Origin of the sequence: Pseudomonas benzopyrenica (assembly GCF_036884265.1) — a bacterium.
Classification (GTDB): Bacteria; Pseudomonadota; Gammaproteobacteria; order Pseudomonadales; family Pseudomonadaceae; genus Chryseomonas; species Chryseomonas benzopyrenica.
This window is the reverse complement of the sequence record NZ_CP145723.1, coordinates 3544542-3557919: the sequence shown is the minus strand read 5'-3', so window position 1 is coordinate 3557919 and position 13378 is coordinate 3544542. Positions and strand designations below refer to the sequence as shown.

General features: G+C 68.9%; 12 protein-coding genes. 5 read left to right on the top strand and 7 right to left on the bottom strand.

Annotated elements, in window-relative coordinates:
• Positions 1-23: 23 nt before the first annotated feature.
• Genes V6W80_RS16830 through V6W80_RS16820 form a run of 3 tightly spaced genes read left to right on the top strand, consistent with a single transcriptional unit; the run spans position 24 to position 3900 of the window.
• On the top strand, positions 24-941 hold the full coding sequence (locus V6W80_RS16830; protein WP_026083939.1) for an AAA family ATPase: 918 nt from the start codon (positions 24-26) through the stop codon (positions 939-941).
• On the top strand, positions 911-1894 hold the full coding sequence (locus V6W80_RS16825; protein ID WP_221433629.1) for a DUF58 domain-containing protein: 984 nt from the start codon (positions 911-913) through the stop codon (positions 1892-1894). The genes V6W80_RS16830 and V6W80_RS16825 overlap by 31 nt, the downstream gene beginning before the upstream one ends.
• Positions 1891-3900, top strand: a complete 2010-nt coding sequence (locus V6W80_RS16820; protein WP_338544870.1) for a transglutaminase TgpA family protein — start codon at positions 1891-1893, stop codon at positions 3898-3900. The genes V6W80_RS16825 and V6W80_RS16820 overlap by 4 nt, the downstream gene beginning before the upstream one ends.
• Here the strand turns inward: V6W80_RS16820 and V6W80_RS16815 are convergent.
• The 3 genes from V6W80_RS16815 to V6W80_RS16805 form a co-directional block, all read right to left on the bottom strand.
• Positions 3882-4061: a hypothetical protein gene (locus tag V6W80_RS16815; RefSeq protein WP_160923365.1), complete on the bottom strand. Its 180-nt coding sequence runs from the start codon at positions 4059-4061 to the stop codon at positions 3882-3884. The genes V6W80_RS16820 and V6W80_RS16815 overlap by 19 nt on opposite strands.
• Positions 4062-4135: 74 nt before the next feature.
• Entirely contained in the window at positions 4136-5410 is a 1275-nt protein-coding gene (locus V6W80_RS16810; protein ID WP_338544869.1) for a methyl-accepting chemotaxis protein, read from the bottom strand.
• Positions 5411-5570: 160 nt separating this feature from the next.
• On the bottom strand, positions 5571-6401 hold the full coding sequence (locus V6W80_RS16805; protein ID WP_257705548.1) for a TatD family hydrolase: 831 nt from the start codon (positions 6399-6401) through the stop codon (positions 5571-5573).
• An 88-nt stretch (positions 6402-6489) separates the two neighbouring features.
• On the opposite strand from V6W80_RS16805, the gene V6W80_RS16800 reads away from it, so the two are divergent.
• Positions 6490-7920 carry a transglycosylase SLT domain-containing protein gene (locus V6W80_RS16800; RefSeq protein ID WP_338544868.1) on the top strand — a complete coding sequence of 477 codons (1431 nt, stop codon included), beginning with the start codon at positions 6490-6492 and terminating at the stop codon, positions 7918-7920.
• Between the two features lie 153 nt (positions 7921-8073).
• On the top strand, positions 8074-8379 hold the full coding sequence (locus V6W80_RS16795) for a hypothetical protein (protein WP_338544867.1): 306 nt from the start codon (positions 8074-8076) through the stop codon (positions 8377-8379).
• On the opposite strand, the gene V6W80_RS16790 is transcribed toward V6W80_RS16795, so the two are convergent.
• The 4 genes from V6W80_RS16790 to V6W80_RS16775 all read right to left on the bottom strand — a co-directional run bounded on the left by V6W80_RS16790 (position 8363) and on the right by V6W80_RS16775 (position 13296).
• Complete coding sequence (locus tag V6W80_RS16790; protein WP_338544866.1) at positions 8363-9439, bottom strand: GGDEF domain-containing protein; 1077 nt, start codon at positions 9437-9439, stop codon at positions 8363-8365. The two genes, V6W80_RS16795 and V6W80_RS16790, sit on opposite strands and share 17 nt — an antisense overlap.
• A 168-nt stretch (positions 9440-9607) precedes the next feature.
• Complete coding sequence (greB, locus tag V6W80_RS16785; protein ID WP_338544865.1) at positions 9608-10111, bottom strand: transcription elongation factor GreB; 504 nt, start codon at positions 10109-10111, stop codon at positions 9608-9610.
• 3 nt (positions 10112-10114) lie between these two features.
• Positions 10115-12625, bottom strand: coding sequence for an ABC transporter permease (locus V6W80_RS16780; protein WP_338544864.1), 2511 nt, complete (start codon positions 12623-12625; stop codon positions 10115-10117).
• Positions 12622-13296 (bottom strand): ABC transporter ATP-binding protein, encoded by a 675-nt coding sequence (locus V6W80_RS16775; RefSeq protein WP_017641913.1) that lies wholly within the window; start codon positions 13294-13296, stop codon positions 12622-12624. The genes V6W80_RS16780 and V6W80_RS16775 overlap by 4 nt, the downstream gene beginning before the upstream one ends.
• Between the last annotated feature and the right edge of the window lie 82 nt (positions 13297-13378).

Below are 13378 nucleotides of genomic sequence, written 5' to 3'. Positions count from 1 at the left end.
CGCAAGGCGAGAGACCTCAGGGTATGCACGATAGGTTGAACGCCTGTCTCAAGGCGGTAGACGGCGTTTTGTTGGGCAAGGAAACCCAGGTCAGGCTGGCGCTGGCCTGCCTGCTGGCACGGGGGCACCTGCTGATCGAAGACCTGCCCGGCATGGGCAAGACCACCCTCAGCCATGCCCTGGCCAAGGTGTTGGGGCTGTCCTTCCAGCGTATCCAGTTCACCTCGGATCTCTTGCCCGGCGATATCCTCGGCACCTCGGTGTTCGATCGCGACAGCGGCCAGTTCGTCTTCCATCCCGGGCCGGTGTTCGCCGAGTTGCTGCTGGCCGACGAGATCAATCGCGCCACGCCCAAGAGCCAGAGCGCGCTGCTGGAAGCCATGGAAGAGGGACAGGTGACCATTGAGGGCGCCACCCGGCCCTTGCCCGATCCCTTCTTCGTCATCGCCACCCAGAATCCGGTCTCCCAGGGCGGCACCTTCGCCCTGCCGGAATCCCAGCTCGATCGCTTCCTGATGCGGCTGTCGCTCGGCTATCCCGGCCGCGCCGCGGAACGGGCGCTGCTGCTCGGCGGCTCCGGACGCGACCAGCTGCCGCGGCTGGAGCCCCTGCTGGATCACGCCCAGCTGCGGCTGATCCAGGCCGAGGTGCCGCGCATCCATGCCAGTGAGGCGGTGGTGGACTACGTACTGCGCCTGGTGGAGGCCACCCGCACCCAGACCTCCTTCGCCCTCGGCCTGTCGCCCCGCGGCAGCCTGGCGCTGCTAGCCGCGGCGCGGGCTTGGGCGCTGCTGGCGGGCCGTGACCATGTGCTGCCCGAGGATGTCCAGACGGTGCTGCCAGCGGTGGCCGGGCATCGGCTGCGCGACATCGCCGATCCCGCCGGGCACGGTGGCGGCGCCCTGGTGCAATGGCTGCTGCGCGAAGTCCCGGCGCTGTGACCGGCGGCGCCTGGCAGCGCTATCGAGACGGCTGGCTGGCCCGACGGATTCCCCCGGCCACGCGCATCACCCTCGATCAGCGGCGCATCTTCATTCTGCCCACCCGCCAGGGCGGCGCCTTCGCCATCGCCCTGCTGCTGATGCTGCTGGCCGGCATCAACTACCAGAACAGCCTGGCCTATGGCCTGACCTTCCTGCTGTTTTCCCTGGCGCTGGTGGCCATGTTGCACACCTATCGCAACCTGGCCGGCCTGCAACTGGCCAGTGGCGGCGCCAGCCCGGTGTTCGCCGGAGAGGCCGCCGGCTTTCGCCTGCGCTTGGAGAGCGATCGCCGCGCGCACCAGGGGATCGCCCTGGGCTGGCGCAACGAGCCGCTGATGCTCAGCGACGTACCAGCGGGGGAGAGCGTCGCCCTGCAGGTCTTTCATCCGGCGCCGAGCCGTGGCTGGCTGAGGCCCGGGCGACTGCGGGTGGAGAGCCGTTTCCCCCTTGGCCTGTTCGTCGCCTGGAGCTGGCTGGACCTGGATGTACGCGCCCTGGTCTACCCGCAGCCACTGGCGACCACGACGCCGCTGCGCAGTGGCCAGGCTGCCGGAAGCGAAGAGGGCCAGCGCCAGACGGGGCAGGGCGCCGACGACTTTCAGGGGCTGCGGCCCTATCAGCCGGGCGATTCGCGCCGGCGGCTGGACTGGAAGGCCTTTTCCCGGGGCCAGGGCCTGCTGGTCAAGGACTTCACCGCCCTGGCCGGTAGCGAACTCTGGCTGGATTTCAGCGTGCTCGATGGCGACACCGAGACGCGGCTGTCCTGGCTGTGCCAGGCGGTGCTCGATTGCAGCGCCCGCCAACTGCGCTTCGGCCTGAGGGTGCCCGGGGTAGAGCTGCCGCCGGCTAGCGGCGAAAGCCATCGCGACGCGGCGCTGCAGGCTCTGGCCCTGTTCGGGCGGCCGGCATGAGTGGCGCCGTGCCGCAACCCATTCCGCGCATCGCCCTGATCTGGCTGCTAGTGGCCCAGGCCCTGGTGATCCTGCCGCACCTCACCCATCTGCCGCCCTGGGTCGGGCTGCTCTGGGCCTTTTGCGCCGGCTGGCGGGTGCTGCTGTTTCGCATGAGGGTGCGGGCGCCGACGCGGATCGAAAAGGGCGGCCTGCTGCTTTTGACCATGGGCGGCATCTGGCTGTCGCGCGGCTCCTTCATCGGCCTGGACGCCGGCGCCGTGCTGCTGCTGGTGACCTTCGCCCTCAAGCTGATCGAGATGCACAGTCGCCGCGATGCCCTGGTGGTGATCTACCTGGGTTTCTTTTCCGTGGTGATCGCCTACCTGTTCGAGGACGGCCTGCTCGCCGCGCTCTACAGCCTGCTGCCGGTGACCGCCCTGGTGGCGGCGTTGATCGGGCTGCAGCAGAGCACCCTGGCCAGCCGCCCGCTGGCGACTCTCAGGGTCGCCGGCACGCTGCTGCTGCAGGCGGTGCCCCTGATGCTGCTGCTGTTCCTGGTGTTTCCCCGTATCGGTCCGCTGTGGTCGCTGCCGCAACCGGGCGACCAGGCGCGCACCGGGCTGGGCGACAGCATGGCGCCCGGGGAGATCGCCCAGCTGTCGCAGTCCGCCGAGCGGGTGTTCAGGGTGAGCTTCGACGGCGAGCGGCCGGCGCAGCGCGACCTCTACTGGCGCGCCACCACCTACGAGCGCTTCGACGGCGCGCGCTGGTCGGTCGACCCCGACACGGCCTGGAGTCCGGAGCCGGCCTGGACGCCCGTTGGACCCCGGCTGGACTATCAGGTGGTGATGGAGCCGAGCGGTCGACCCTGGCTCTATGGCTTGGACGTGGCGCGCAGCGATCAGCATGACGTGCGCCTGGCCAGCGACTTCCATCTGCAGCGCCGCCGTCCGGTGGACCAGGCGCTGCTCTATCGGGTATCCAGTTGGCCACAGGCGACCCGCGAGGCGGAGCGGCTGTCCGCGTCCAGCCAGCGCCGAGCGCTGCAGCTGCCCAGCGGCGGCGAACCGCGCACCCGCGCCTGGGTGACCGGGCTCAAGGCGCGTGCTCCGACCCCTGAAGCCCTGGCCCAGGCGATCCTGGCCTACTTCCGCCAGCAGCCCTTCGTCTACACCCTGCAGCCGCCCACGGCCAGCGTCGATGCCATCGACGCCTTTCTCTTCGATAACCGTCGCGGTTTCTGCGCCCACTATGCCGGCGCCATGACCTTCGCCTTGCGGGTGGCAGGTATCCCGGCGCGGGTGGTGGCGGGCTACCAAGGTGGCGAATTCAATGCCGCGGGTGGCTATCTGCTGGTGCAGCAATTCGATGCCCATGCCTGGGTGGAGTACTGGCTGCCGGGGCGGGGCTGGATCAGCGTCGATCCTACTGCCCAGGTGGCGCCCGAGCGGGTCGAGCGCGGCTTGCAGGAGGCCCTGGCGGCCCAGGGCGCGGCCAATGAATTCCTCGCGGACAACCCCTTCGCCGCCAATCGCTATCGCAACCTGGCCTGGCTCAATGAGCTGCGTCTGGGCTGGGACCGGATCAACTACGGCTGGCAGCGGTGGGTGCTCAACTACCAGGAGGATACCCAGGGCGAATTGCTCAAGCGGTTGCTCGGCGAGGGCTCATTGCAACGGCTGGGGCTGCTCCTGGCGCTGCTGGTATTGGGCGTGCTCGGGGTGATGACGCTGCTGGTGCTCAAGCCCTGGCAGCGGACCCGGGATCCCTTGCTGGCACGCTTCGCCCAGTTCGAACGCCTGCTGGCGCGCCAGGGGGTGACGCGCGAAAGCGGCGAAACGGCCGGCCGCTTCGCCGGGCGCGCCATGGCGGAACTGCCAGCGGCACGCGCGGCTATCCTGGCCTTTGCCCAGGAATTCCAGGCGCAGCGCTATGCTGGTCGGCCGCAGGACACGGCGGCTCTGACCGGGGCGCTGAAGCGATTGAAACGCCAGCTGCGTGGCCGTCAGGCGCGCAGCGACTGAGGCACGGGAAGGGCGTCAGGCGCTTGCAGGGCGAAGGCCACCAGACAGACGACGGCCGCCAGGATCAGCGGTTGCGGATGGGGGTTGCCCAGGGCCTGGGCGATGCAGCCCAGGCCAAGCAAGAGCAGAACGGCAGAAGTGAGGGTAGTGACCGAGCGCATGACGGTTCTCCGAAAACGTGCGGGCATCTTGCCGCCTGTCGGGCAACCGTGCGAATGCGCTCTCGCTATGGAGGCTATAGGCGCAACTGGCGGATCGCCTGATTCAGGGTTCCTGCGAGGGCGGCTAGTTCGGTGCTGGTGCTGGCCGACTCCTGCGTCAGCAGCATGGTCCTTTCCGTGACATCGCGGATGCCTACAACCGACCTGCTCATCTCTTCCGCCACCTGGGCTTGCTGTTCCGCGGCCACGGCGATCTGGGTGTTGCTGTCGCGCATCAGGGTCACGGCGGCGGTGATGTCGGCCAGGGCCTGCCCGGCGGCGCCGGCCTGGACCACGCAGTCGTCGGCCTTGAGCGAACTCTCGCGCATGAATTCCACGGCATCGCGAGTGCCCGCCTGGAGACCGTCGATCATGCGGGTGATCTCGTCGGTGGAACCCTGGACGCGCTTGGCCAGGTTGCGCACCTCGTCGGCCACCACGGCGAAGCCACGGCCGGCCTCGCCAGCGCGGGCGGCTTCGATGGCGGCGTTGAGCGCCAGGAGGTTGGTCTGCTCGGCGATGCCGTGGATGACGTTGACCACGCTGGTGATGCGCTCGCTGTTCTCGGCCAGCTCCTGGATCATCACCGCGGTCTGCTGCACGCCCTGGGAGAGGTCGGCGATGGAATGGCTGACGCGCTCCACCGCCTGCTGGCCGGCGCCGGCCAGGCGGTCGGCTTCCTGGGACTGGTCGCGGGTGCCGGCGGCGTGCTCGGCGATCTGCTGCACGGTGGCGCTCATCTCGTTGATGGCGGTGGCGGCCTGATCGGTCTCGTGCTGTTGATCCTGCATGCCGCCGCGGACGCCCTGCATACCGCTGGCCAGGCGCCCGGCGCCTTCGTCCAGGCGCGAGGCGCTGGCAGCCACGGTACCGACGACGCGGGTGTAGCTGTCCTGCATGGCGTTGAAGGCCTGGGTCATCTGCCCGACCTCGTCACGCCCGCGCACCTCGACCCTGGCGGTGAGATCGCCGTCGCGCTCCACCCGCAGCATGGTGTCCTTGAGGCGTTGCAGATTGCCGAGGATGAAGCGGATCAGGAGCTGCGAGGCCACCAGCAGCACCAGCATCAGCACACCCACGGCCAGGGCGTATTCCGGCGCTCGGGCCAGGAAGATGTCGCCGAAGGTCGGGGCGCTCAGCTTGGCCGCCGCGTCGCCCACGGCGACCTTGACCGCCTTGAGCTGTTCGGCGCGACCGGAGACTTCCAGCTGCATGGCGAACAGCACCAGCAGCAGGCTGGTGACGAAGGCGACGGCATTGACCGCCCAGAACTTGTACTTGAGAGAGATATCGCGCAGCCAGGCAAACATAGGGGGCCTCCAGTCGGCGGGGCCGCACAGCCTGGCAGGCCGGCGCGCCCCGGATCTTGACTGGCGTCAACGTCCCGCGAACAGGGGCGCAACGCCGTGGAACAAGCCCTGAGTTTAACGGCCCGCGCGGCCTCGACTTTAGCGCAGCGGCGTCCTGCGCCTAGTCGAATTCCTCGACCCGCTCTGGCACGGCGATCTCCGGCAGCGCAAAGAAGGCACGAGCGGTGGCGGTGGTGTGCAGGGCGGTCTGCTCGGCCGTTTCGTCGCGCAGGCGCGCCACGGTACGCAGGATCTCGGGGAGGAAGGCCGGTTCGTTGTGGCCATGGCGCGGCTTGGGTCTGAGAGTGCGTGGCAGCAGGTAGGGGGCATCGGTTTCCAGCATCAGCCGCCCGACCGGGATCTGCCCGACCAGCTCGTGCAGGTGCAGGCCACGGCGCTCGTCGCAGATCCAGCCGGTGATGCCCAGGTGCAGGTCGAGATCCAGATAGCCATAGAGCGCCTTGCGCTCGCCGGTGAAGCAGTGCACCACCGCCGCCGGCAGATGGTCGCGATAGTCGCGCAGGATCGCCAGCATTCGCTCGCTGGCGTCGCGCTCATGGAGAAACACCGGGCGGCGTAATTCGGCGGCCAGGGCCAGCTGTTCCTCGAAGCAGCGCTCCTGCTGCGGTCGCGGGGTGAAGTCGCGATTGAAATCCAGGCCGCATTCGCCCAGGGCCCGCACCTTGGGCTGGCTGACCAGGTCACGCAGGGTCCTGGCAGCGGCCGCGTTCCAGGTCGAGGCTTCATGGGGATGGACGCCGGCGGTGCTGAACAGCGCTTCGCCTGCGTCCAGGCGCAGGCAGAGATTGAGGGCGTTCTCGCTGTCTTCCAGGGTGGTACCGGTCAGCACCAGTTGCATCACACCGGCGGCCTGGGCCCGCTCGATCACCGCGTCCACCTCCTTGAGCAGACTGGGGTGGGTGAGGTTGACGCCGATGTCGATCAATTGCATGGTGCGGACCTTCTACAGACTTTGTTCTCTCATTCTATCCGTAGTCCGGGTGCTATCGGCGCTGTCCCGGCCAGGTCAGGAGTCCTGGATGCCGTTTCGATTCACCCTTGCCATCCTCGGCTGCCTGCTCGCCGGTTCCGCCCAGGCGCGGCTCGGTGCCCTGCCACCCGAGGCGCCGCGCCATGTAGCGGCCCGCGACCTGGTCGCCATCGAGCGTGCCGGAGAATTGCGCGTCCTGGTCAACCAGAGTCGTCACAGCTCCGGCGAATGGAACGGTCAGGCCCTGGGCATCGAGTATCGGCGCCTGGAGGCCTTCGCCCGCTACCTGCGGCATCAACCGGGGGGCCGGACGTTGCGCCTGGTCCTTGTCCCCAAGGCCAAGGACGATCTGCTGGCGGCGCTGCAGAGAGGCGAGGGCGATCTGGTGGCGCCGGGCGAAACCCTGCTGCCACCGCCGCATTCGGCGCTGATCGCCGCGTCGGTGGCGGCGCCCACCAGCCTGGTGGTGGTGGGTGGGCGCGGCCAGCGCCTGCCGCGTCAGCTGGAACAACTGGCCGGGCGCCGGGTGGTGCTGCCCCAGGGCAGCGCCGCCGGCCCGGCCCTGGCACGGCTCAACGCCCAGCTGGAAAGGCGCCGGCTGCGGCCGGTACAGGTCGAGTGGGCCGATCCTACCCTGGCGGTGGAAGACGTCCTGGAACTGACCCAGGCCGGCATCTATCCGCTCACCGTCGTCGAGTCCGGGCTGGCCCACCGCTGGGCGCGGGTGCTGTCGCGTCTGCGGGTGGCCGATCGGGTGGTGGTGGCCCATGACCAGGCACAGCTCTGGTATCTGCGCACCCCGGCGCACCAGCTCGCCGAACGGATACGGGCCTTCGCCCGGCAACCCCAGGCGCATGATGACGACAAGGCCTTTCGTCAGGCTTCTGCGCGCCGCTACCAGGTGCGCGATCCGCTGCAAGCCCACGACCGCAAGCGCCTGGCCCGGGTGCGACCGCTGCTGCAACGCTACGCCAAGGCCTACGACTTCGACTGGCTGACCCTGGCCGCCATGGCCTACAAGGAATCCGGCCTGGATCCCCACGCCCGCGGCGCCGGACGGGCGGCGGGACTGCTGCAGATCACCCCCCGGGCGGCGCGCAGTGTCGGGGTGCGCAACCTGCATTCCGCCGAAGACAACGTCAAGGCCGCCACCCGTTATCTGGCTCGCCTGCGCCGGGAATTCTTTTCCAGTCCACGCCTGACCGAGCGCGAACGCCGTGCCTTTACCCTGGCGGCCTACAACCTGGGGCCGGAGCGCGTCCAGGCGCTCAGGGCCAAGGCCCGCAAACAGGGGTTGGACGGTGATCGCTGGTTCTTCCAGGTCGAACGCATCGCCGCCGAGGAGGTGGGCATCGGGGTGGTCAACTACGTGGCCAGCGTCAACAAGTATCGGGTGGCCTTCAGTCGCGAACGAGCACGTCTCGAGGCGCCGGCAGTGGCCACGACGAACGCCAAAGGTGCCAGGCACGAAGACGGTTGAGGGTCGCTTGACAGGGCGGTCGAGCCCTCCCTAGGATGATCCTGCGCCGATTTAAACAGCAACTTGCGGGGCGCTCCCAAATACCGCTAAAGCGCTGGACGGAACAGGCCTCGTACTACCGCCCAGCTGGATCCACGAGGCGGAATTTCGTCCATGCTACCGCTCCCGCTACGCCTTACTCCGCTCACCCAGGGCAAGCTCGCCTGTCATCCCACCATCCTGCTCGGCGGTCCCGACCAGCCTACCCTGCTGCGTTATCTCGAAGGCTGGCCCAAGCGCTGGCCCCACAGCCGTACCCTGCAGATCCGTTTCGCCGACCGCGCCGAGCAGTTGCGCGGCTTCGGCGACGACAGCTTCGACTTCGCCGTGGTGCAGTCGCCGGGCCAAGCCGGTCTCGCAGCCCTGGTGCGGGAATTGACTCGGGTGGCGCGTCAGGGCGTGATTACCCGACGGCGCTAGCACAGGTATCCGCCAGCCTGAAGCCGCCCTTGCCGGCCAGCTTGGTGGTGTAGAGCGCCTGGTCCGCCCGCGCCAGCAGGGTCGGGCTGTCCTCCATGGCCCGCTGCAGGGCGATGCCGATGCTCACGCTCGTGCCCTGTGACACCAGGCGTCCGAGGATACGCCGGGCCAGGTCCCGAGCCCCGTCTTCGGTGGCGTCCTGCATCACCAGCAGGAACTCGTCGCCGCCCAGGCGTCCGGCGAAATCGCTCTGCCGCACGCTCAGGGTCAACACCTCGCCGCAGGCTTGCAGCAGACGATCGCCGGCAGCATGGCCCTGGGAGTCGTTCACGCCCTTGAAGTCGTCCAGATCGATATAGAAGACCGCTACGCGCCCAGACTCCGAGCGAGGCCGGTACAGGGCGCCTTCGAGCAGCGCGAGAATGCCAGCGCGATTGTAGAGTCCGGTCAGGCTGTCGTGAGTGGCATGCCAACGGCTGTCGACTTCGGCCGTCAGGGCGCGCACCAGGGTGCGGTTGAGCCTGTCCAGCAGCATCCAGTTGGCCGTCAGATAGAGCGGTGCCTGCAGCAGGAACAGTCGCAGCATGGGCTCGGGCTGGAACAGGGTGGCCAGTTTCATCGGGATGTCGGTCAGCAGGATCTGCAAGAAGGCATAGCGCGGGATGCCCTGGTTGCGCATGGTGATGGCACCGTTCATGGCTACCGCCGAGGTACAGCCCAGCACCTGCAGCACCACATCGCCGCTGAGGACGCAGGCGGCCGTGCCCAGGCCCAGGGTGGCCGTCCACAGCAGCCCGAGTAGCAGGGAGACTTCGCTGAGCCGCGGCGGCGCGAGCCCTTCCATCAGCTGGATGCAGTGCAGCAGCAACAGGCGGGTGATCCAGATCAGGGTATCGAGAATCATCCAGCCGATGAAAAAGGGCGTGGGATGCAGGAGGGCGCAGGTCCAACTGATCAACAGACTGTTCAGGGCCCCGACGAACATAGAGCCCCGCGAGGAAAACGGGCCGGCCAGCAGCTGCCGCAGCAGATTTTCGTCGAGCGGGTCCCGGCTGGTCACGAGCCAGCGCAGTAGGCGTTGATTGGGCAAAGCGTAAAGCGTCGGCGCTCTCATGCAGCGAATCCTTGCTTGAGAAGGTGGCGGTCCTCCGCCGGTTGCGCCCTAGATGTTGCCCTATTTATGTGACTTGAATCACATTTTTTCAGACGGAAGCGCCTGCCGAAGCGATCAGTTATCGAGGTACTCGATCTCGACGATATACCAGCACTGTTCGCCGGCCGGCGTCTGCAGGCGGACTTCCGCGTCCAGTGCCTTGCCCACCAGGGCGCGCGCTAGGGGCGAGTCGATGCTGATGAGATTCTGCCTGAGGTCCAGTTCGTCCGGGCCGACGATGCGGTAGCGCTTTTCGACGCCCGCTTCGTCTTCCAAGGTGACCCAGGCGCCGAAGTAGACCTTGGTCGGATCGGCGGGCCGCGCGTCGATCACCTTGAGATTTTCCAGGCGTTTGCGCAGGAAGCGTACCCGGCTGTCGATCTCGCGCAGCATCTTCTTGCCGTAGATGTACTCGGCGTTCTCCGAACGATCACCCAGGGCGGCCGCCTCGCTCACCGCCTGGGTGACCTGGGGCCGGCGCACGTTCCACAGCTCATGGAGTTCGGCGCGCAGCCGGGCTTCGCCGGCGGCGGTGATCAGCGGCGTGCCGGCGGTGCGCGGCGGACGATAACGACTCATGGATCAGCTTTCTCTCAGGATGAGTAACGGACTGGCGGTAAGGGCCCGCCGCGTGCCCAGCAGACCGGCCGCGCCGACCAGCAGGGCGCCCAGCACCGGCAAGAGCAGCAGCCAGGGATGGGGTTGCCAGTCCAGGTCGAAGGCCAGCCGGTAGAGCAGGGCGCTGACGATCTCGCAACCGAGCGCCGCGAGCAAGCCGCTGGCGCCGCCGAGCAGGATGAATTCGGTCCGCCGCGCTCGTTGCAGCAACTCGCGCCGGGCGCCCAGCGCACGCAGGAGGGCACCCTGGCGAATGCGCTCGTCGAGGGTCGCCTGCAAGCCGGCCAGCAGCACGGCGATACCGGCGGCCAGCACGAACAGGAGCACGAATTCCACCGCCACGCTGACCTGGCGCAGGATGCTGCGCAGCTGATCGAGCAGGGCGTCGATGGGCAGCAGGGTCACCGCCGGGAATTGACGGGCCAGGGCCAGCAATTCGCGGTCGTGGCCGGGCGGCAGGTAGAAGCTGCCCAGGTAGGTGAAAGGCACGTCTTCCAGGGCGCCCGGGGCGAAGATGACAAAGAAGTTTGGCTGGAAGTTGTCCCAGCCGACCTGGCGCAGACTGCTGACTCGCGCCTCGATCTGGCGGTCGCCGATGACGAAGCCCAGGGTGTCGCCCAGCCCAACGCCGAGGCTGCGCGCCAGCTCGCTTTCCAGCGAGACGCCGGGCAGATCGCCGGCGGGCAGCGCATCCCACCATTGACCGGCTTCCAGGCGGTTGCCGTCCGGCAACCCAGCCGACCAGGTCAGGTTGAGGTCGCGTCGAGTGGCGCGACCGCCGCGGGAGTCGTCCTCCAGGCCTTCCTGCGCCGGATGCCCTTTCACGCTGACCAGACGGCCCTGGACGATGGGGTAGAGCGGACTGGCATGGGGCGAAAGGCCGGCCACCGCCGAGGCGAAGGCCTGGCGCTCGTCCGGCAGCACATTGAGGGCGAAGTGATTGGGCGCTTCGGCCGGCAGTTGCGCCTGCCAGCGTTCCAACAGCTCGCCCCGCAGCAGCACCACCAGGCTCATGGCCAGCAGGATCAGGCCGAAGGCCAGGGTCTGGCCCACCGCCGCCAGCGGATGACGCAGCAACTGGCCCAGACCCAGCCGCCAGGCCAGGGGCGCACCCTGCATGGCCCGACGCAGGCCGCGCAGGGCCAGGTACAGCAGGCTGCCGAACAGCAGGCCGGCGACCAGGCCGCCCACCAGCAGCGCCAGGGTCAGGCGCAGATCCAGCGACAGTCGCCACATGATCAGCCCCAGGGCGAGCAGGGCGCAGCCGTAGACCAGCCAGGTCCGCAGGGGCACGGGTTGCAGATCGCTGCGCAGCACCCGCAGCGGCGGTACTCGGCCCAGGGCGGCCAGGGGCGGTAGGGCGAAGCCGACCAGGGCCACCAGCCCGGTACCCATGCCGGCCAGCGCCGGACCGATTCCGGCCGCTGGCAGGCGCGCTGGCAGGAGTCCGTGCAGCAGTTCGAACAACACCAGCTGTGCCAGCCAGCCGAGCAGGGCGCCGAGCAGACTAGCCGCCAGCCCCAGCAGGCCCAGTTGCAGGCCATAGAGCAGCAGGGCATCACGGCGGGTCAGGCCCAGGCAACGCAGCAGGGCGCTGGCGTCGAAGCGCCGCGTGGCGAAGCGATTGGCTGACAGCGCCACCGCCACGCCCGCCAGCACCACCGCCACCAGACTGGCCAGGCCGAGATAGCGCTGGGCGCGCTCCAGGGCGTTACCCAGCTGCCGATTGCCGTCGCCCGGTCCCTCGAAGCGCTGGTTGGCGGCCAGAGCCGGCGTGAGCGCCTGGCGATAGGCGGCCAGGGCCTGGGCTTCGCCGCGCCAGAGTTCGCGATAGCGCACCCGGCTGCCGGGCTGGATGACCCCGGTGGCGGCCACGTCGTCGAGATTGATCAGCACCCGCGGCGTCAGGCTGTAGAGGTCACCGGCGCGATCCGGTTCATAGGTAAGCACCCGGGTGATGGTGAGGGCCTTGCGCCCGATGTCCAGACGATCCCCGACCTTGGCGTCCAAGGCCAGCAGCAGGCGCGGCTCGACCCAGGCCTCCCCGGGCGCCGGGGCGCTACCTGGCTGGTCGGGCGCCTCTAGCGCCACGGCGCTGCGCACCTCGCCGCGCAGCGGAAAGTTGGCCTGGACCGCCTTGACGCTGGCCAGCTGTAAGGCCTCGGCACCCGCCGCCATGGTGCTGAAGTTGAGCGAGCGGCTGTGGTCGAGGCCGAGCCGCAGACCGGCGTCCACCTGCTCCGGTCGCGCCGGTTCGCTGCCCAGCAGCACCAGGTCGGCCGCGAGGAATTCGCTGGCGCGATTTTCCATGCCCGCGCCGAGGCGGGCGGTGAAGTAGCCGATGGCGACGCTGGCGGCGACCGCCACCACCAGCGCCAGGCAGAGCATGCGGATCTCGCCGGCGCGGAGCTCGCGCAGACTCTGGCGCCAGGCCAGTCCGAACAGCCGCGTCAGCGGTAGACCGGTGCGCCTCATGCCGCGACCTGCCGGCCGCCTTCCAGGCGCAGTTGGCGGGCGCAACGCGCGGCCAGGCGTTCGTCATGGGTCACCAGCACCAGGGTCGTGCCCCGCTCGCGATTGAGCTCGAACAGCAGATCGCTGATGTGGGCGCCGGTGCGGCTGTCGAGATTGCCGGTGGGCTCGTCGGCGAAGAGGATGCTGGGGCGCGGGGCGAAGGCGCGGGCCAGGGCCACCCGCTGCTGCTCGCCCCCGGAGAGCTGGCGCGGGTAGTGCCGCAGTCGCTCGCCCAGGCCGACCCGTTCGAGCAGGGCCACCGCCTGCTCGCGGGCCTGGCGCGCACCCTCCAGCTCCAGCGGCAGCATGACGTTTTCCAGCGCGGTGAGGCTGTCCAGCAACTGGAAGGACTGGAAGACGAAGCCCACCCGTTCCGCACGCAGGCGGGCGCGGGCGTCTTCGTCGAGGGTGTCCAGGCGCTGGCCGGCGAGATGCACCTCGCCGCTGCTGGGCAGGTCGAGACCGGCCAGCAGCCCCAGCAGGGTGGACTTGCCGGAACCTGAGCTGCCGACGATGGCCAAACTGTCGCCGGCTTCCAGTTGCAGATCCAGCGCCTGGAGGATTGGCAGCGCGCCTTCCGCGCCCGTGACGACCTTGCTAAGGTCGCGTGCCAGCAAAATGACTTCGCTCATGAGGTATCCGATGCCGTATTCGAGGGGCCCGCACGCGGGCGGCTGTGGCGAGTTAGAGTCAAAAAGCCGGACGAAGTCCAGC